This is a genomic window from Vreelandella songnenensis (assembly GCF_003002925.1).
GTDB lineage: Bacteria > Pseudomonadota > Gammaproteobacteria > Pseudomonadales > Halomonadaceae > Vreelandella > Vreelandella songnenensis.
Genome location: NZ_PVTK01000007.1, coordinates 13,821 through 32,479 on the forward strand (window position 1 = coordinate 13,821; position 18,659 = coordinate 32,479).

General features: G+C 60.5%; 15 protein-coding genes. 10 read left to right on the forward strand and 5 right to left on the reverse strand.

The window, feature by feature from the left end; all coding sequences use genetic code 11:
• Positions 1-5: 5 nt before the first annotated feature.
• From B0H98_RS11850 to B0H98_RS11865, 4 genes are all read left to right on the forward strand, one after another.
• Positions 6-509: a hypothetical protein gene (locus B0H98_RS11850; RefSeq protein WP_106375280.1), complete on the forward strand. Its 504-nt coding sequence runs from the start codon at positions 6-8 to the stop codon at positions 507-509.
• Between the two features lie 7 nt (positions 510-516).
• Positions 517-1,713, forward strand: a complete 1,197-nt coding sequence (locus B0H98_RS11855; RefSeq protein ID WP_106375281.1) for an MFS transporter — start codon at positions 517-519, stop codon at positions 1,711-1,713.
• Positions 1,714-1,752: 39 nt separating this feature from the next.
• On the forward strand, positions 1,753-2,823 hold the full coding sequence (locus B0H98_RS11860; protein ID WP_106375282.1) for an asparaginase: 1,071 nt from the start codon (positions 1,753-1,755) through the stop codon (positions 2,821-2,823).
• Between the two features lie 65 nt (positions 2,824-2,888).
• The gene (locus B0H98_RS11865) at positions 2,889-3,128 is read left to right on the forward strand and encodes a DUF2789 domain-containing protein (protein WP_106375459.1); all 240 of its coding nucleotides are present in this window, start codon (positions 2,889-2,891) and stop codon (positions 3,126-3,128) included.
• A gap of 4 nt (positions 3,129-3,132) precedes the next feature.
• On the opposite strand, the gene B0H98_RS11870 is transcribed toward B0H98_RS11865, so the two are convergent.
• Entirely contained in the window at positions 3,133-3,795 is a 663-nt protein-coding gene (locus tag B0H98_RS11870) for a VTT domain-containing protein (protein WP_106375283.1), read from the reverse strand.
• The gene (locus tag B0H98_RS11875; RefSeq protein WP_106375284.1) at positions 3,788-4,204 is read right to left on the reverse strand and encodes an SRPBCC family protein; all 417 of its coding nucleotides are present in this window, start codon (positions 4,202-4,204) and stop codon (positions 3,788-3,790) included. The genes B0H98_RS11870 and B0H98_RS11875 overlap by 8 nt, the downstream gene beginning before the upstream one ends.
• Before the next feature lie 195 nt (positions 4,205-4,399).
• Between B0H98_RS11875 and queC the strand changes: the two genes are divergently transcribed.
• Genes queC through B0H98_RS11895 form a run of 4 tightly spaced genes read left to right on the forward strand, consistent with a single transcriptional unit; the run spans position 4,400 to position 6,865 of the window.
• The gene (gene queC, locus B0H98_RS11880) at positions 4,400-5,107 is read left to right on the forward strand and encodes a 7-cyano-7-deazaguanine synthase QueC (RefSeq protein WP_106375285.1); all 708 of its coding nucleotides are present in this window, start codon (positions 4,400-4,402) and stop codon (positions 5,105-5,107) included.
• Positions 5,107-5,751: a 7-carboxy-7-deazaguanine synthase gene (queE, locus tag B0H98_RS11885; RefSeq protein ID WP_106375286.1), complete on the forward strand. Its 645-nt coding sequence runs from the start codon at positions 5,107-5,109 to the stop codon at positions 5,749-5,751. Before queC ends, queE begins: the two co-directional genes overlap by 1 nt.
• Entirely contained in the window at positions 5,751-6,584 is an 834-nt protein-coding gene (locus tag B0H98_RS11890; RefSeq protein ID WP_106375287.1) for a 6-carboxytetrahydropterin synthase, read from the forward strand. The genes queE and B0H98_RS11890 overlap by 1 nt, the downstream gene beginning before the upstream one ends.
• A complete protein-coding gene (locus B0H98_RS11895) occupies positions 6,581-6,865 on the forward strand; it encodes a YkgJ family cysteine cluster protein (protein WP_106375288.1) in 285 nt (94 codons plus the stop codon). The genes B0H98_RS11890 and B0H98_RS11895 overlap by 4 nt, the downstream gene beginning before the upstream one ends.
• A 22-nt stretch (positions 6,866-6,887) precedes the next feature.
• On the opposite strand, the gene B0H98_RS11900 is transcribed toward B0H98_RS11895, so the two are convergent.
• On the reverse strand, positions 6,888-10,787 hold the full coding sequence (locus B0H98_RS11900) for an ATP-binding protein (protein WP_106375289.1): 3,900 nt from the start codon (positions 10,785-10,787) through the stop codon (positions 6,888-6,890).
• Between the two features lie 29 nt (positions 10,788-10,816).
• On the reverse strand, positions 10,817-11,473 hold the full coding sequence (locus B0H98_RS11905) for a MiaE family protein (protein ID WP_106375290.1): 657 nt from the start codon (positions 11,471-11,473) through the stop codon (positions 10,817-10,819).
• A 608-nt stretch (positions 11,474-12,081) separates the two neighbouring features.
• Between B0H98_RS11905 and acnB the strand changes: the two genes are divergently transcribed.
• Both acnB and B0H98_RS11915 read left to right on the forward strand, forming a co-directional pair.
• A complete protein-coding gene (gene acnB / locus B0H98_RS11910) occupies positions 12,082-14,685 on the forward strand; it encodes a bifunctional aconitate hydratase 2/2-methylisocitrate dehydratase (protein WP_106375291.1) in 2,604 nt (867 codons plus the stop codon).
• Positions 14,686-14,871: 186 nt separating this feature from the next.
• Complete coding sequence (locus B0H98_RS11915) at positions 14,872-16,758, forward strand: glycerophosphodiester phosphodiesterase family protein (RefSeq protein ID WP_106375292.1); 1,887 nt, start codon at positions 14,872-14,874, stop codon at positions 16,756-16,758.
• A gap of 65 nt (positions 16,759-16,823) precedes the next feature.
• On the opposite strand, the gene ggt is transcribed toward B0H98_RS11915, so the two are convergent.
• Positions 16,824-18,614 carry a gamma-glutamyltransferase gene (gene ggt / locus B0H98_RS11920; protein WP_106375293.1) on the reverse strand — a complete coding sequence of 597 codons (1,791 nt, stop codon included), beginning with the start codon at positions 18,612-18,614 and terminating at the stop codon, positions 16,824-16,826.
• Positions 18,615-18,659: the final 45 nt, after the last annotated feature.

Genomic DNA, 18,659 nt, shown 5'->3' on the forward strand with positions numbered 1-18,659 from the left:
CGATCATGTCCTCATCTCAACACATTGCTGAATACCGTCAGTGGCTTACCTTTCAGCGTCAAGAACAGCTTAGCCGTGAGCACCAAGGAATTTCGCAACGTCTAGAAGATGCCCGCGCTTCCTCGAAACAGGTCGTCCAGGCGTATCGCAGCATGGCGGAAAAAGCGTCCACGGAGGGCGCCTGCTATCGCACGCTTTTCCTGCGTGAGCGCGATAACAACCAGGTCTTGCCCTGCGAAGGCTGGCTGTTCATTCGCCGTGTCCTGAGCGAGGACAACAGCACCCGCGTGCGCGCCACCCTGATCGAAACCTTTTCCCTGGAAGATGGCATCATGGCGCCAGGTGACAAGCCAGCACAGAAAGTGACGCTGGAAATCTTCGACAAGCTGGACATCAACAAGGGCATGCGCACAAGCGTTCGGGTTGATTGCCTGGAAACACCCCAGGACTACCACTTCATTACTCTCCTTGACGCCGTACGCGGTGACTTGCGCCCTCATCTGAAGTAAGACCGGCATGCTTTCCCGGCGGTCTGTCACGTTCATTCTATTGATGGTAGCGGTGGGGCTGAACCTGCGCCCCGCCCTCTCTTCTGTTGCCCCCCTGCTTGCCCGCCTTCAGGAAACCGCCGGTCTTTCTCCTGCCGCTGCCGGCGTGCTGACCACACTTCCCGTGCTGTTTCTAGGACTGAGTGCACCGCTGGCACCACTGCTGGCCCAGCGCCTGGGCAGCGAACGGGCGCTGAGCGCTGCACTTCTGCTGCTGGCAGCCGGGTTGATACTACGCGGCCTGCCGCTGCCCGGTGTGCTGTTTATCGGCTCGGCCATGGCGGGTGGCGCCATCGGCATCAGCGGCACGCTGCTGCCGGCACTGGTAAAACGCGAACTGCCTGAAAGCGCTGATCTGCTGACGGGCCTTTACACCATGGCGCTTTGTCTGGGTGGCGCGCTGGGCGCGGGGCTCAGCGTTCCGCTTACCCTATGGCTTGGAAGCTGGCAGGCCAGCCTGATGAGCTGGTCGCTGCTGGCACTTCTGGCCCTGGCGCTCTGGCACTTCCAGATGCCCAATACCCGCACGCGCACTCTCCAGGCGGCGCCCACCGGCCTCTTTCGGTTACTGAGCAAGCCGCTTACCTGGCAAGTCATGCTGTTCATGGGCATTCAATCCTCCATGGCCTATATCGTGTTTGGCTGGCTGCCGACTCTGCTGCTGGATCGTGGGTATGATGAGGCCAGCGCTGGCTGGACCATGGCGGTCTCTATCATGTGTCAGCTGGTGTCGGCACTGGGTGCCCCCTGGCTTGCCCGCCTGGGGCGAGACCAGCGCCCGGCACTGCTGCTGGTACTGCTGAGTACCGCCACCGGCCTCTGGATGCTGCTGGTAGCACCACTGGCGTGGAAGTGGCCCGGCGCCATCCTGCTGGGCCTTGGTCAGGGCGGAAGCTTTAGCCTGGCGTTGACCCTGCTGGTACTGCGCACTTCGAACTCACGCCTGGCAGGCCAGCTTTCGGGCCTGGTACAGGGTGGCGGTTACGTCATCGCAGCGCTGGGGCCGTTTGGAGTAGGTTTACTGCTTCAAGCCGGCGTGCATGCCGATTATATCGCCTGGCTGCTGATCGCACTGGTAGGCATCTGCTGCGGTTTGGCGCTGCTGGCCGGGCGCAACCATCGTCTGGATGATCAAGACAGTACCCTGCAAGTGCACCGTTACTAACCACCCCCCCACTTCGAACATAAGTCAGGTAACTCTGCGATGAGTACGCTCACCTCCTTAGCCTACGCCGCCCCCACTCATGAACGCCTGCTGATTATCTACACCGGCGGCACCATCGGCATGCTGCCTGCCGACGGCGGCCTGGTGCCGGGGGGCGATTTTGCTGAGCGCCTCGCATCAGCGCTTGGCCAGTTGCCGGTTGCCCAGCAACAGGCACTGCCCGCGTATGATGTGATCAGCTACTCCCCCCTGATCGACTCGAGTGCGGCCACCGCGCTTAACTGGCAAACGCTTGGCCGAGATATCGCTGCCCGCCTGACCGACTATCGTGGCTTTGTGGTCATTCACGGCACCGATACGCTGAGCTGGACGGCTGCAAGCCTGGCCTACCAGCTTCAGGGTCTGGATCGTCCGGTGGTATTGACCGGTGCCATGCTGCCGCTGGAAGCGCCGGGCAGTGACGCGCTGGATAACGTGCACGGTGCCTTGCGCTTTGCTGCCACTGACGGGCTTCAGGAAGTGGCGATCTACTTTGCCAACCGGTTGATGCGCGGCGTGCGCTCGATAAAGCAGCATAGCGAGGCGCCCGATGCGTTTACCACCCCGAGCTATCCGCTGTTGGGTGAGCGCGTGGGTGACGACTTTGTCTACTACCCAAGCCGAGGGCTTGGCGTTCAACAGCGCGGGGCGCCGCGATTTGAGCTTCCCGATTACCAAGGGCTGCATCAGGGCGAAGTAATTCGGATAGCGCTCTGGCCAGGCATGGCCGCCTGGCAACTGGAGGCCTGGCTGGGTGATTCGCGGGTGAAAGGGGCAGTGCTTCAGCTATGGGGAGCGGGTAATCTACCCAGCGACCCGGCCCTGCTGGATACGCTGGCCGTTGCCAGTGGCGAAGGCAAGCTGCTGACGGCCATCAGCCTTTGCCCCGAAGGCAGCGTGCACATGGGCGCTTACGCCGCCGGCCACGGGCTTGCCGAGGCGGGCGTACTGTCGGGTGATGCCATGACACCGGAAGCCGCGTATACCAAGCTGACACACCTGCTGGCCCTGCCCGGCGGGCTTGAACATCGGCGCCAGCGCTTTCTGACTGCCTTGGTAGGTGAACGCTAACGGTGGCGCATTTTCAGGATTACGCTATGGTTAACAAGGGTAACCACTTGAAGGAGCGTATTTTTATGGAAAAGCCAGTGCATTTTTTCAGCGACCTGTTCGAACAGCTGGGCCTGCCCTCGGATTCAGAATCGATCGAACACTTTATCAAGCGTCATCGCCCGCTGCCTGAAGACGTGGCGCTGGCCGATGCGCCGTGCTGGAATGAGGGCCAGGCCGAATTCCTTCGCGAAGCCATTGAAGAAGATGCCGACTGGGCCGAGCTGGTCGATCATCTGGATGTCGCGATGCATCAGGACAACTAATGCATCAGCGTTTGGGCGCCGCCTGAGAGCGGCGCTTGAACCAGGCGCCCGCCAACAGCAGCATGGTCAAGGCTAGAAGCGGCAACAGCACGTCAAATTGAAGCGCATCCTCCTCCTCTATCGCCTCCAGCGCACCGTAGATAGCGCTGCTGTACACGCCCCATTTTACGGTCAGTCCAAGCGCCGCCGCCAGCAGGAACCCGGACAAGGATATGCGGCTCAAGCCGGCTGCAAAGTTGATTACAGCATGCGGGAAGCCAGGCAGAACACGCAGCGCACACTGGGTTAACAGGTCACTTCTGGCCTGAAGCATTTGCATGACGCGAAGCGTCAATCCTTTTGGTTGCCAGCGAGCGCTGGTACGCGCCGCCAACTGATAGCCACCCAGCGCGCCGGCGACACTTCCCAGCGTCAACATGGCCGTTGCCACCAATGGCGGGTAGAAAGGCGCAATCAACCACAGGCCAATACTGCCGGGCAAGCCTACTGCCAGCGTAAGCCCCATGAGCACAACCAAACCGGCGATAACCGCCGGGTGGTGAGTAAAAGGCGCCACGCGCTGTTTCAAGGCCATCAAGTCCGGTGAGTACCAGATCCACGCGCCCATCAACAGCACGATGAAGAGACTACCTGCTATCCACTTCCAGTAGCGGCCTGCTCTACCCATTCAGGCGCGCCTCGACGCGCTCCAGAATCTGCCGGCTGACCTTGCCTACCAGCGGTTTGGCCGCCTTGTTGACGGCTTTTTCCATCAAGCGGTTGCGGATTTCATAGCTCAGCGTCAGCGATACTTCCGTGCCTTCGGGCACTTCGCGAAGATGGTAACGACCCTGATTCTTGACCCCATCCAGTGATTCCCAGGCCAGCACATGGGGCGGCTTTATTTCGGTCACGGCTACTTCAAAGGCCCAGTCCATGCCCACGGCGCGCACGTGCCAGCGATAGCGGTCGTTCCCTAACGCGTCGATCGAGCGGATGAGGTCCGAATAGTCGGCAAAGTCTTCCACTCGGCGCAGTAGCTCAAACACCTCTTCGGGCGGAGCGTTGATGATTTCACTGTGTTCTATGGTGGCCATGATTCCCTCTAACCGCACTAAAATATGAGCTTAGCAGGTTGTGACCCGCAAGCGATCAAACCAGAAACAGCAACCCATCGGACTACGACTGGTCAGATGCGTTCTGTTTGCGTAAACTCCGCCCTCCCGGACCGGACCCCGGCATTTTGTGCAGTCTACCTGCACGAAAAATTCTCCGACTAATGAGTATCCAGCATGTCCAACACTTCTTCTACCTCTCCCGCTGCACCCGCTACTGTCGTCATCTACTCTGGCGGCATGGATTCCTATACGGTGCTGCACCGCGCCTTGCGCGAAGGGCTGAACGTTCACGCCCTGTCTTTCAATTACGGGCAGCGTCATGCCCGTGAGCTGGAAGTAGCGACCCAGGTTTGCCAACAGCTGGGCGTTCCCCATCAGGTGGTCGACATCCGCGCCATTCATGGCCTGATCGACAGCTCCGCTCTGACCGATGCGACGCAAGCCATGCCCGATGGCGACTACGCCGATGATAATTTGCGCGCCACCGTTGTGCCAAACCGCAACATGATTCTGCTTTCGCTGGCGATTGCCAAGGCGGTCAACATTGGCGCAGAACGCGTGGATTACGGCGCCCACGGCGGCGATCACGTGCTTTACCCAGACTGCCGGCCTGAGTTTGTAGAGGCCATGAATCAGGTAGCAGGCATTGCCAACTTCGAGCCCGTTGTCCTGCACGCCCCGTACCTCAAGGCCACCAAGGCCGAGATTCTGCGCGATGGCTTGTCGATGGGACTTGATTACCGGCATACCTGGACCTGCTACGAAGGCCGTGCGCTTGCCTGCGGCAAGTGCGGCAGCTGCCGCGAGCGCCTGGAGGCATTTGCGGCCAATAATGCCACCGACCCCCTGGCTTACGCCTCAACGGATCAGGTGAACGGCTGATGTATCACGTCAAAGAAGCGTTCTATACCCTGCAGGGCGAAGGTGCCCAGGCCGGGCGCGCCAGCGTTTTCTGCCGTTTTACCGGCTGCAACCTCTGGTCAGGCCGCGAAGCGGACCGCGCCCAGGCCAAATGCACCTTCTGCGATACGGATTTCATCGGTACTGACGGTGTCAACGGCGGGCGTTTTGCAAGCGCCGCCGAACTGGGCGCCCACATCCAGGCGCTCTGGCCGGAAAATGCCAGAAACGCCACGCCCTATGTCGTGTTCACCGGCGGAGAGCCGCTGCTTCAACTGGACAAGGCGCTGATCGACACGCTGCATGAAGCCGGTTTTGAAATCGCCGTTGAAACCAACGGCACCTTGTTGCCACCGTCCGGTATCGACTGGGTATGCGTCAGTCCCAAGGGCAGTAATGCACTGGCGATTACCCAGGGCGATGAGTTGAAGCTTGTCTACCCACAGGCAGATGCGCCGCCCGAGCTCTTCAGCGAGCTGGCCTTCAAGCACTTCTTCCTGCAGCCCATGGATCTGGGCTTTCTGGCACAGCAGCCCGACCATGTAGCCAATACCACCGAGTATTGTATGGCGAACCCGCAGTGGCGCCTCTCTCTTCAAACGCACAAGATCGCAGGGTTTGACTAATGGCTTTATTCGTAAATCAGTTAACCCATATTGATGTCACGCTATGGTGCGCTGAGCGCGGGCTGGTAGGTTGTAGCTGGCAGGTAGATGCACTTCTGGAAGGAGCGCTTGGCGAAGACGGCATGCTGTTCGACTTCGGCGAAGTCAAACCCTGGATCAAGCGCACGCTGGATAGCGGGCTGGACCACACCCTGCTGGTGCCCGCCAACGCGCCGGGCATCAGTATCAGTGAATGCGAGGAAGGCCTGTGCATTCGCACGACAACCCCCTACGCCATGGAAGTGCGCGGCCCGGCAGAGGCGTTCAGCCTGCTTCCCTGGGAAGCCATTACCCTTGAACAGGTTGCAAGCCACTTGAGTGGCGAGCTGACCGACCAGCGCCCCACCAACGTTGACCGGGTCACGCTCACCTTGAGCGATGAGGCGATTGACGGGGCGGCTTACGGCTATACCCACGGTCTGAAGCGTCATCAGGGTAACTGCCAGCGCATTGCCCATGGCCACCGTTCACGGCTGGCAATCTGGCAATCTGGTCAGCGCCAGCCAGCGCTTGAAGCGCGCTGGGCGGACTGGCTGGATAACCGCTACCTGCTCGAACAGGCAGATATTCAAGACCAGGATGATGAAACCCTGACCTGCCGCTATCAGGCCGCCCAGGGCGAGTTCTTGATCCGCCTTCCCATAAGCCGCTGCGCCGTGCTGCCCGGCCCGACCACGGTCGAGAATATCGCTATCTGGCTGGCTCGCAGCCTAGCGCGGGATACCGGGCAGGCGACCCGTGTGCAGGCATTTGAAGGTATCAACAAGGGTGCGTTTGCAGAATCTGCCCCATGAACGATGCAGACCTCATTGCCAAGCAGAGCACCGGCTGCCGCGCGGGGTGCGGCGCCTGCTGCATTGCACCCTCCATCAGCTCCGCGATCCCCGGCATGCCGGATGGCAAGCCTGCCGGGGTTCGCTGCGTGCAGCTGGATGATCACAATCTGTGCAAGCTATTCGGCACCCCGGAAAGGCCCGCCGTGTGCGGGCATTTTCAGTTCGAGGCCAGCGTGTGCGGCGAGCACCGGGATCAGGCGCTCGCCACGCTGACCTATCTTGAGGCAGCTACCGGCTAGCGCCCATAGCAGCCTTTGCAGCTTAACCCTCGATATCCACCGGCTGGGCCAGACGGCGGTCCAGCAGGCTCGCCCAGCGCACCAGCACCGGCGCATCGCTATGGCTCACATCACCCAGCAAATGACGAAAAGCCTCCCTGGCCTTCGAGTCGGCGGGTTCGATATGAGTAAGCCAGAACTCGAGCGCTGCCAGTTCATGGTGGCGATTGCCATGCTCGCGGGCCTGCATGATCGCCATCTCGCCAAGCGAGCGAACTTCCTCGGCCGGCCGGCCCAACCGCTGGCGTACCTTGGCAAGTAGCGTTGCCAGTTCAGGCAAAAAGAGCGTGGTCCGCTCTCGGGCAATGACCAGGCAGTGATCGATATACCCCTCGGCGGTATCCAGCTCGCCAAGCGTCATGCACGCATCGATATACCATAAAGAAGGCCGCTGGTAGCGGTCACGCCCCTTGAGCTCACTCATCTGATCGAGGCTCTCGCGCAGATGAGCGAGCCCGCCTGCGTCCCCTGCCAGCGCGCGCTGCCAGCCCATTACCGCTTGCGCGGAGATCTGCCATAGCTGCAGATCCGGCGTGCCGCTGATAGCGGCGGCGTACTCTGCCTGGCGCGCGGCCAGATGTACATGGCCCAACTGGCGGTACAGGGCGGCGGCAAACATGTGGGCCATGGCCAGCGTACCCGGGTGGCCGATCTTTTCTGCCAGGCGCAGCGCCGCCGACACCTGGCGCTCGGCGCGCTGGTAGTCACCGCGCAGGCATAGCGCCCAGCCTTGAAAGCAAGCAGCCGTGACTTGCGGATGATCGGAAAACGGCAGCCACTCGATCATCATCTGGACATTGAGTGGATCGATTTCATCCAGATGATCATGGGCCTGCTGGATGCGCCCGGCCCAGTATTCGCACTGGGCACGCGCATAGTCAGCAAGCCTTCGATAGCGTGGATCTTCCAGGCGCTCGGCAATGTCGGCAAGAGTCGAGGCCAGCGCGAAGGCATCCGCGTGGGCGTAGCGCTGGCTGCGCCCGACCCACAGCCCCCATTTGACCAGAAACACCTGCTCAAGCTCTTCAGGGTCATCCAGGCTATCGCGGCCCGATTCGCGCAGCAGCTCTCGGGCGCGAACGAAACTTTCGTGCGCCGTGGGCGAACCGTGGCCTTCAAGCGCGAAGGCCGCCTGGCCGCGTACCGTCAGCAGGCTGACCTCACGCTCGATTTCATGCTCGACGTGACGCAGGCTGGCAAGCCCTGCATCGGCCATGCGCAGCGCCGTGCGGTTAGCGCTGGCCTTGAGCGCCTCACGGGCAGAGAGTTCGAAGTAGCGCGCGCCACGGGCGTAGTGGCCGCTACGGCGCAGGTGAGACGCAAAGTCCCCCGGATGGCGGCTGATCCACATGGGAAAGCGCTCTTCAATCAGCGTGACCACCTGCTGATGAAGCTTCACCCGTACATCGCGCGGGCAGGACAGGTAGGCCGCTTCCTGAAGCAGTTGATGGATGAACTGGTACTCCTGCTCACCCACTTCCTTCTGCACAGGCTCGATGATCTCGAGCTGACGCATATGCTCGATGGCCTGGGCCAGCCTCGACGCCTCCCAACCGCTGCATTCAAGCAGAAAGTCCAGCCGGAAGCGTTTACCCAGCACGGCCGCCACGTGAGCGATCGAGCGGTCGGCCTCCAACTGCTCGATACGGCTGGCCAGCAGGCCGAGCAGCCCTTTGGGCAGCTCGTCGAACTGCACGCTGCGCCCCTCACGCCGATCCATATCCAGGCGCCGGCAAATCTCCTGCAGATACAGGGGCACGCCGTCGCAGCGCTCGATGATCTGATTACGCAGCCGTGGGCTCAGGTGAATGCGATACCGCCTCGACAGCTGGGACAGCAGCCGCGATGACTGCAGGACATCGAGCCGCCCTAGAGTGATCTGCTGGTCCCAGTGAAGCTTCACGGGCAGCGCTTCGCGGCCGTGATGGCTCGCGATCAGCATGAAGGCTGTGTTGATGGGCAGGCGCGCCTGCAGCCCGGCCAATACCTTGAAGGAGGGTTCGTCCAGCCACTGCAGATCATCCACCATGAGTGCCAGCGTGCGCTCCTGGGTCTGGCGATCGACCAGACGATGCAGCAGTTGCACCACAAGCTCGACCGCCTCGCCATTCTGGGCCAGCTGAGTAATCTCATGAACGTCACGAACGCCTAGCGCCTCTTCAAGCAAGTGCTGACGCCCCTCTTCCAAAGGCTTCAACTCAAGGCTTGCCTGCAAGGCATGCAGACTCTCAAGCGTAGGCGCGGCATCCAGGTACCAGGCTACCAGGCTGCGGGCGATACCGTAGGGCTCGAGCACCGATAGCCGCGTGGTGGGCTGCCAGCAGATCGACGCATCGCGGCTCAGCTCAAGCTGACGAAACCCGACCATGAGCGCGGATTTGCCCATTCCCGACGCGCCGCGCACCAGCACACTCTGGCGCAGCCCAATGCCCGCCCGAGCCAGGGCATCGCGCAGCGTGCGCAGCGAGGTTTCCCGACCCACCAGGCTCGGCGGCAGCGCATCACGCCCGCCTTCATTCTGGCCCAGCACCAGCGCACGCAAGCGCACCCGCCCGTCGCTTGCCACCAGGCGCGACACCAGGCGCGGCTGCAGATCGAGCGCCGGAGGCATATGCTGGCTGGCCTCCTGAGAGATCACCAGCTCGCTGCCTTCAGCCGCACTCATCAGCTCAAGCGCCACCTGGGTTACCTGGCCTAGCGGGTCGGCCAACTGGCGCTCGGCGAGATACACCACCCGCCCGCTGTGCAAACCGGCGGCCAGTTCAAAGGTAGGCGGTCCATTCTCGCCCTCCCAGTGACGCGCCGACTCCTGGGGAAGCGCCTGCTGGCAGTGCTCGTAAAGGGCCACCAGCTCCGCCAGCTGATGAGCCGGCCCGTGAGTGCCAAAACAGGCAAGCCCCAGCCCTCCGGTTGCGCCTGGCAGCCAGAACCCGCCCAGGTGGTGACACTGCTGCTCCAGCCAGCGCAGCAGCTCAAGCTGCAGTGCCAGGCAGTTACGCGTGGCCGAACGCTCCTGCCAATCGCCCTTGAGGCGTAACCGAATCGCCATGACGGAGAGCTGGCGAAGCTCGATTTCATCATCGCGCAGCGGCTTGCTGTCTGCTGCCAGCACGCGTGAAAAAGCCCCCTGCGGGCTCATGGCGCGCGGGTCGTGAGAGCCATCGGACCAGTAGCTTGCGAGCTGCAGAAAGCTGGGTTCAGGCTGCTGGCCGGAAAGCGCCAGCAGTTGCAGATAGCCGTTGTACTGCTCGTGCGCGGCGGCAATCTGATTCTGCTCGGCAAGTTGGCGCACCAGGCGCTCATGAAACGGCGCATAGCCGGAAAAGCGGCTGACCAGCCCTTCGAGCATGGCATCGGGCGCTTCATCGGAAGTTTCCAGCGCCTGCTCGGCGAAGCGGATCACGCGCTGGCGCCATTCGTTGCGCACCTGCACCAGCCACCGCTGATACTCGCTGCAGCTCGCCAACTGAAGTTCTTCAACCAGGTCGCCCTGATAGCACGCCAGCACTGCTTCAAGCGTTGTCAGGTCCCGCGGGCCTTCCAGCAACTGCTGTAGCTCGTGCAGGTCAACTCGCCAGTTGGGCGGCATCTGAAACGCGATGGTCTGACGCGAAACAGTCAGCACCTGATCGGCCTGGCTACCCAGCGAATGACGCAGGCAGTGCAGCGCATGGCGCAGGTTGGTTCTGCCGGATGACAACCCCTGGTCTGGCCATAAAAGCTCGGCCAGAACCGCGCGGTTGACCGGCTGACGATGAAGCAGCAGATACACCAGCAGCGCCTTGACCTTGTCATAGCTGAAGTGGGTCAGCACATCATCGCCCCTGGAAAGGGCAAAATGGCCAAAAAGAACTAGCTGATCAGACTCACAAGCATCGCGCATGGTACATATCCTGCCTGGGCGAGCGGCGCTTAAGCAGGCACACCGCTATGAAAACGAAAAGCCGTATCGGGTGACGTTATCAGCTCGGCTTCCCGGGCGACAAAAAAAGCGATTCTTTCATCAATGGAATCCTTGGTTTGCTGGCGGGCAAGCAGAAGATAGTCCTCAAAATGACGCCCCTCGGACTTCACCAGCGTGCGATAGAACCTGGCCAGTTCCTCATCCAGATAGGGAATCAGCCGAGCAAAACGTTCGCAGCTGCGTGCTTCGATCAAGCCACCGATGATGAGTACATCCACCAGCCGTTCAGGGTCGTTACTGCGCAGATGGCGGCGCAGGCCTTCGGCGTAGCGCGAGGCGGTCAGATGACGGTAAGCCACGCCACGCTTTTCCATCAACCCCACCACCTGCTCGAAATGTAAAAGCTCTTCCCGGGCCAGCTGGGACATCTTGCTTAGCAGCAGCGGCTGGTCCACGTAGCGATACAGCAGGCTCATGGCAGTGGAAGCTGCCTTCTTTTCGCACTGAGCATGATCGATCAGGAGTGTTTCAGGATTATCCAACGCCCACTGGAGCCAGCTATCCGGCGTTGGGCAGGCGAGAAACGCATTCAGGCTCTCGGGCAGCAGGTCGTCTGCCTTGAGCTCGTGCCCCGCCGTTTTCAGTTCAGCTAATGGTAGTGACATAACAGTATTCCGAGCGCTTTCTCACAATGGTACGAATCACTAACGCCACAGGCGCTCTCCCCGTTGGCGGCTCTACCTGATGAATTCATGCAAGCCGCTAACTTTAGTTATTATCATTTCTTGTCGCATCCAACGCTAATATCTGGCTCGATAGGTTCGAGCCCTCGATGGCCGCCGCCCCGGGAAGTGGCCTGGACGTCTAGTCCTTGAGCTATGGTAACGCGGTGTTACATCAATCACACCCATCACGTCTTTAATCGGCGTGCGTCCTGTTTCACCTTAAACGTTTTATCGTAAAAATACTTAGCCTGATAGCAAAAAAACGGCAAACCCCGAGGTCCATCGCCTTTCATACTTAACCTTACGCTTGCCACAAGCATCCGGCACAAGTACTCAGCACATTGCAAAAGGGCTTAGCAGATAAGGCTTAGCAGAAAGTACAAGAGGCAGGCTGATGCCTTCTTCTTAACATTGTCGACAGTTTCCCGTAGAATCCCCGCCATCCAACCAGACGCTGTTTGTCAAGCGTATGTCATGTGTCCGAGCGCGCGCTCAAACACCGTGAAATCGTGCGTTCGCCACCATAAAGCAGATGAGAGGGCCCCAACGTGCTTGAAGCATATCGCCAACATGTCGAGGAACGCGCCGCCGAGGGCGTACCCGCCAAGCCTTTAAACGCCGAGCAAGTTGCCGCCTTGATTGAGCTTTTGAAAAATCCCCCGGCCGGCGAAGAAGAGTTCATTCTTGACCTGATCACCAACCGTGTTCCGCCCGGCGTTGATGAAGCCGCCTACGTCAAGGCAGGCTTTCTTACCGCTATCGCCAAGGGCGAAGCTACCTCGCCGCTGGTCGACAAGATTCATGCGGTCAAGCTTCTGGGCACCATGCAGGGCGGGTACAACATCGTCTCAATGGTCGAGCTTCTGGATAATGAAGAGCTTGCCCGCGAAGCCGGCGAACAGCTCAAGCACACCCTGCTGATGTTCGATGCTTTCCATGACGTCGAAGAGCGCGCCAAGAACGGTAACAGCGTCGCCAAGGATGTCATTCAGTCCTGGGCCGAGGCCGAGTGGTTCCTGTCCAAGCCGGCCCTGGAAGAAAAGATCACGCTTACCGTGTTCAAGGTACCCGGCGAAACCAATACCGATGACCTTTCTCCGGCACCGGATGCCTGGTCACGCCCGGACATCCCGCTCCACGCCAACGCCATGCTCAAGAATGAGCGCGACGGTATCGTGCCTGAAGCGCCTGGCAGCATGGGCCCTCTCAAGCAGATCGAAGAAGTCAAGGCCAAAGGCTTCCCGGTTGCCTACGTGGGCGACGTGGTAGGTACCGGTTCCTCGCGCAAGTCCGCCACCAACTCGGTGCTGTGGTTCTTTGGCGATGATATTCCTTACGTGCCCAACAAGCGTGCTGGCGGCTTCTGCTTTGGCGGCAAGATCGCACCGATCTTCTTCAACACCATGGAAGATTCCGGCGCACTGCCGGTCGAGCTTGACGTGTCCAAGCTGGAAATGGGCGATGTCATCGATGTCTACCCCTACGAAGGCAAGGTATGCAAGCACGGCACTGACGAGGTCATCACCACGTTCGAGCTCAAGACGCAGCTGATTCTGGACGAAGTACGCGCTGGCGGCCGTATTCCCCTGATCATCGGCCGCGGCCTGACCGGCAAGGCGCGTGAGTCTCTGGGCCTTGAGCCTTCTGACGTCTTCCGTCTGCCTGACCAGCCCAAGGATACCGGCCGCGGCTTCACCCTGGCGCAGAAGATGGTCGGCAAGGCCTGCGGCCTGGACGGCGTTCGCCCTGGCATGTACTGCGAGCCCAAGATGACCACCGTTGGCTCCCAGGACACCACTGGCCCAATGACCCGTGACGAGCTGAAGGACCTGGCCTGCCTGGGCTTCCAGGCGGACCTGGTCATGCAGTCGTTCTGTCACACCGCCGCTTACCCGAAGCCGGTGGATGTGGATACGCACCACACCCTGCCCGACTTCATCATGAACCGCGGCGGTGTTTCCCTGCGTCCGGGCGATGGCATCATTCACAGCTGGCTGAACCGCATGCTGCTGCCTGACACCGTAGGTACCGGTGGCGATTCGCACACCCGCTTCCCGCTGGGCATCTCCTTCCCGGCAGGCTCTGGCCTGGTGGCCTTTGCCGCCGCTACCGGCGTCATGCCGCTGGATATGCCGGAATCCGTGCTGGTGCGCTTTAAAGGCAAGCGTCAGCCAGGCGTTACTCTGCGCGACCTGGTTCACGCCATTCCGCTTTACGGTATCAAGCAGGGTCTTCTCACCGTTGACAAGGCCAACAAGAAGAATGCGTTCTCCGGCCGAGTACTGGAAATCGAAGGGCTTGAAGACCTCACCGTCGAGCAGGCGTTCGAGCTTTCTGACGCCTCCGCCGAGCGCTCTGCTGCTGGCTGTACCATTACCCTGTCTGACGAGAGCGTCACTGAATACCTGAAGTCCAACATCACGCTGCTGAAGTGGATGATGGCCAACGGTTACGGCGACGAGCGCACCATCAGCCGCCGTATCGAGGGCATGGAAGCATGGCTTGCCAACCCGAGCCTGATGCGCGCCGATGCCGACGCCGAATACGCCGAAGTGATCGAGATTGACCTGGCGGAAATCAAGGAGCCGGTACTCTGCGCCCCTAATGATCCAGACGACGCGCGTCTGCTGTCTGACGTTGCGGGCGAGAAGATTGATGAAGTGTTTATCGGCTCGTGCATGACCAACATTGGTCATTTCCGCGCAGCGGGTAAACTGCTTGAAAAGCAGCCTGCAGGCAGCCTGAAAACTCGCCTGTGGCTGGCACCGCCGACCAAGATGGATCAGCACCAGCTGACCGAAGAAGGCTACTACGGCATTTATGGTCGTGCCGGTGCGCGTATGGAAATGCCGGGATGTTCACTGTGTATGGGTAACCAGGCGCGCGTTGCTGCAAAAAGCACCGTGGTGTCTACGTCTACACGTAACTTCCCGAACCGCCTGGGCGATGGGGCCAACGTGTATCTGGCCTCAGCAGAGCTGGCGGCCGTCGCTGCCGTTGAAGGCCGCCTGCCCAGTGTTGAAGAGTACCAGCGCTACATGAGCGAATTTGACGCCATGGCTGGAGAGATCTATCGTTACATGAACTTTCACGAAATTGAGGAGTATCAGAAGATCGCCTCAAACGTGATTCCGGTTGCACAAGAAGCGTAACCATCCTATCGCCGATGCTCGCACCATCGCAGAAGGGATGAACGTTCATAGCTTCTGAGTCGATGACCGAACGCCCCACACTTTTTTAAAGTCGTGGGGCGTTTTTATTGTTGGGTCTGCAGGTCAACTTGCGAAGGCCGAAAGTTGCTGCCACTCTGTTACTTCATCCTCATGATTTAAAAGACAATGCAGCCACTGACCCACCTTGGCTCCGCCCTGCTTAGAACGTTGCGCGACCATCTGCGCCCCTTGATCGCCTATCACCTGTTCTTCACCGTGCTTGCCTCTGCACTGATTCTGCCATTGATCGGCTGGGTCACTCAGGGATTTCTTGCGCAGTTAAGACGCACCGTAGTGACCAACGATGAGTTGGTCAGCCTGCTGTTCAGCCCACTTGGGCTTGTAAGCATGCTGGTGGTACTGGGCTTTACCTTTCTGATCATCTACTGGCAGCAGGCGGGCATGCTGCTGGTTGCCGTGCGCCCTAAAAGCAATCACTACCGCCTCGCCTTTGAAGCGCTATGGCTCAGTTTCCGGCGTCTGCCGGCGTTAGCCGGGCTGGTAATATTGCAGGTTGGCACGCACCTTCTGCTGCTTGCCCCCTTCATGGCAGGCCTTGCCTGGCTCTACAGCCTGTGGCTTGGCGGACTGGACCCTTACTACCTGCAACGCGTCAAACCACCGGTGCTCTGGTACTTCATCGCCTGCGCACTACCTCTGGTGCTGCTCTGGATGGGCCTGGCGGCCAGGCTTTACCTGCGCTGGCTGTTGGCACTGCCTCTGGTGGCGCTCGAAAATGCAAGCCCCTTGAACGCCCTGAAACGCAGCGTCTACCTGACCCGTGGCTGGCACCGCTCGATTGGCGCAGCCGTACTGGTCGTACTGCTGATGGTCATTGCGCTGCCGATTCTGACCACCCTGGCCTTTGACAGCCTGGTCACACCGCTTCTGTGGTGGCTGCCCGAGCATAATGCGCTGTTGATTCCCGCCATGTTTGCTTACCTGACCGGCTACTTGCTGCTGACCCTGGCGATCACGTTTATCGGCATCGTGGCCAACGCCCTGCTTTCGGCCTGCCTGTACCTTCAGCTGGCACACAAGGAAACGCGCCCTGCTGCCCCGCCAGCAACGGCTACCCCAGGGCGGTTTGCCTGGGCAGTCGAGCTTAGCGTGCTGCTGTTTGCAGGGCTTCAGGCCTGGTGGATACTCAACAGTTTCGAGCTGCGCGATAACGTCGAAGTGATCGCCCACCGCGGAAGCTCCATGGTCGCGCCGGAGAATACTCTTTCTGCCGTGGAGCAGGCGCTGCTGGATAAAGCTGATTACGTCGAGCTGGACGTGCGCCTGACCGCCGACAATGAGGTGATGATCTACCATGATCGCAGCATGGCACGATTGACCGGGGATAACCGTGAGTTTAATGCGCTGACCCGTGCGGAGCTGGCGCAATATGACATCGGTAGCTGGTTTGGCGATGCCTTTCAGGGAGAGCCGATTGCCGGGCTGGATGAAGTGCTTGATCGAGTACGCGGTCACGCCGGCCTGATGATCGACATGAAGGCCTCGGCGGATGCAGAGCAGGCTCTGGCCGATGCAGTGATTGGTCAGTTGCGCCGCGAAACCGATACCCGCTACGCCTGCTGGGCGAACAGCACCAGCGGCGCGACCACCTATGCCGAGTGTGGCTTTCCGGATGCGCTGACCGAGATGCGCGTGGCCACCATGTCGCCCGCGCTGGTCAACTACATCAAGATTCATGCACCCGAGCTTCGCGTCACGCTTCTCGCGCAGCTTATCTTGCCCGGTACGCTGGATCGCAGCAGCTTTGACGCACTGGGGTTACGTCACAACCGTATCAGTGAGGAGGAAGTTCGCCTGGCCGCTGCTTACGGCTATGAGATACACGCCTGGACAGTGAATGATCGAGCGCGCATGTCGACGCTGATCGACCTGGGGGTGAACGCCATCATTACCGACTACCCCGACCGCCTGCGCGAGCTGATCGAAGAGCGCCGCGAACTCAGCGATGGTGCCCTGCTTTTGGTCAAGCTGCGTAACTGGTTACGCCAGTAAGCAAACGGCGCAGTATCACTGGGTGATACTGCGCCGGCCAGGGTTACTGATCAACTCAGTGAAGCTTACTCCCCCATGACCACTCCTTCACGGCGCGGGTCGGCGCCGCCAAACAGCGTGCCATCCTCGAGCACCCGAATGGCCTGAAGGCCGCTGGTCAGCTCGCGTTCGCTGACCGTATGGCCGTAGGCTTCAAGCGCTTGTCTGGTAGCTTCGGGGAAACGGCCCTCTTCGAGATAGACATCACCACCGGTGGTAATCGCATGCGGCAGGTTCAACGCTTCCTGAGCGCTCATTCCCCAATCACGCATGGCTACCAGGGTGCGGGCGGTATAGTGGATAATCGCCGCGCCGCCGGGTGATCCGAGGCTTGCGACCAGCTCGCCGGTATCCTGATCGAACACCAGTGTCGGGCTCATGCTCGAACGTGGGCGCTTGCCGGGCTCGACGCGGTTGGCCACGGGTTCACCGTCGATCTCAGGGGTAAACGAGAAGTCGGTCAGCTCGTTGTTGAGCATATAGCCGCCGGGCAGGCCGGTGCCACCATCGGCCATGATGCGAGAACCAAACGCCTGCTCGATGGAGGTCGTCATGGCCACGGCGTTGCCTTCAGCGTCGATGATGCTGATATGGCTGGTGCCGTACTCGGGCTGATCCGGCTGCGAGGCCCAGGTGACGTCAAGCTCGCCCGGGTTACCCGGCTCGGCGTTTTCACCCATGCTGGTATCGCTGATCAGCTCGCTGCGTTTGGCAAGATAGGCAGGCGCGAGCATGGAGGTCCAGTCGCCGCCGGGGGCTTCCACGAAATCCGGATCGCCGATGTAGCGGCCGCGATCGGCAAAGGCCAGCCGCGACGCTTCCAGGAACTGGTGCAGCCAGCCACTGCTTGTTACGCCGTTATCCAGTGGCGCTTCCAGCAGAGGCTGCTGATCCAGCATGCCGAGTATCTGCATCACGGTGATATGCCCAGAAGAAGGCGGTGGAAAGCCGCAAACTTCCCACTGCTGCCAAAGCGTGCAGATAGGCTCACGCTCGACGGCTTCATAGCCGCTGATATCTTCAAGGGTCATGCTGCCTGGGCGTACTTCATGGTTCTGCACGCGGCTGGCAATGTCTTCAGCAAGCTCGCCTTCGTAAAAGGCCGTACTACCTTGAGACGCAATGCGACGCAGCACTTCAGCGAGTGCCGGGTTCTTGAGCGTATCGCCCACCGCCAGCGGCTCACCGTCCGCGTCATAGTAGAACTGACCGGCCAATGGATCATTGGCCAGCGCTTCGTCACTGGCAAGGCTGGTATGCAGGCGCTGGCTTACCTCGAACCCCTCTTCGGCCAGGGTGATCGCCGGTACGAAAAGCTCCGCCCAATCCAGCTTGCCATGTTCGCGATGAGCCTGCTCAAGCATGCGCACCGTACCAGGCACGCCTACGGAAAGGCCGCTTGCCACGGCATCCATGAACGCCAGCGGCTCACCGTTTTCCATGAACAGCTCGCCGGTGGCGCCACCGGGCGCCGTTTCACGACCATCGTAGGCCTGGATATCCGTACCGTCATAGTGCATCAGGAAAGCGCCGCCGCCGATACCGCTGGACTGCGGCTCCACCAGGGTGAGCACCATCTGAACGGCAATCGCCGCGTCCACGGCGTTACCACCGGCCTTGAGCACCTGATAGCCCGCGTCGGTCGCCAAGGGGTTCGCCGCCGCGACAGCAAACGACTCCGTGGCCCAACCCGGTTTCTCTTCGTAGCCTGAGCCCACTTCCGGGGTGACAGAGGGCGTTTCGTAGGTAAAACCAAAACTGTAAAGCGGTACCAGAAGCAGTCCAGATAGCGTCAAACTCGCTCTTGCTGGGGACATCACAACATCCTCTTGGGTAATCGGAACATCAAGGCCGCAGCCAAA

Excerpts from the sequence above, each read along its gene's own strand:
- B0H98_RS11850 (WP_106375280.1), top strand. The coding sequence starts at position 6 with ATGTCCTCATCTCAACACATTGCTGAATACCGTCAGTGGCTTACCTTT.
- B0H98_RS11855 (WP_106375281.1), top strand. The coding sequence starts at position 517 with ATGCTTTCCCGGCGGTCTGTCACGTTCATTCTATTGATGGTAGCGGTG.
- B0H98_RS11860 (WP_106375282.1), top strand. The coding sequence starts at position 1,753 with ATGAGTACGCTCACCTCCTTAGCCTACGCCGCCCCCACTCATGAACGC.
- B0H98_RS11865 (WP_106375459.1), top strand. The coding sequence starts at position 2,889 with ATGGAAAAGCCAGTGCATTTTTTCAGCGACCTGTTCGAACAGCTGGGC.
- B0H98_RS11870 (WP_106375283.1), bottom strand. The coding sequence starts at position 3,795 with ATGGGTAGAGCAGGCCGCTACTGGAAGTGGATAGCAGGTAGTCTCTTC.
- B0H98_RS11875 (WP_106375284.1), bottom strand. The coding sequence starts at position 4,204 with ATGGCCACCATAGAACACAGTGAAATCATCAACGCTCCGCCCGAAGAG.
- queC (WP_106375285.1), top strand. The coding sequence starts at position 4,400 with ATGTCCAACACTTCTTCTACCTCTCCCGCTGCACCCGCTACTGTCGTC.
- queE (WP_106375286.1), top strand. The coding sequence starts at position 5,107 with ATGTATCACGTCAAAGAAGCGTTCTATACCCTGCAGGGCGAAGGTGCC.
- B0H98_RS11890 (WP_106375287.1), top strand. The coding sequence starts at position 5,751 with ATGGCTTTATTCGTAAATCAGTTAACCCATATTGATGTCACGCTATGG.
- B0H98_RS11895 (WP_106375288.1), top strand. The coding sequence starts at position 6,581 with ATGAACGATGCAGACCTCATTGCCAAGCAGAGCACCGGCTGCCGCGCG.
- B0H98_RS11900 (WP_106375289.1), bottom strand. The coding sequence starts at position 10,787 with ATGCGCGATGCTTGTGAGTCTGATCAGCTAGTTCTTTTTGGCCATTTT.
- B0H98_RS11905 (WP_106375290.1), bottom strand. The coding sequence starts at position 11,473 with ATGTCACTACCATTAGCTGAACTGAAAACGGCGGGGCACGAGCTCAAG.
- B0H98_RS11915 (WP_106375292.1), top strand. The coding sequence starts at position 14,872 with ATGCAGCCACTGACCCACCTTGGCTCCGCCCTGCTTAGAACGTTGCGC.
- ggt (WP_106375293.1), bottom strand. The coding sequence starts at position 18,614 with ATGTCCCCAGCAAGAGCGAGTTTGACGCTATCTGGACTGCTTCTGGTA.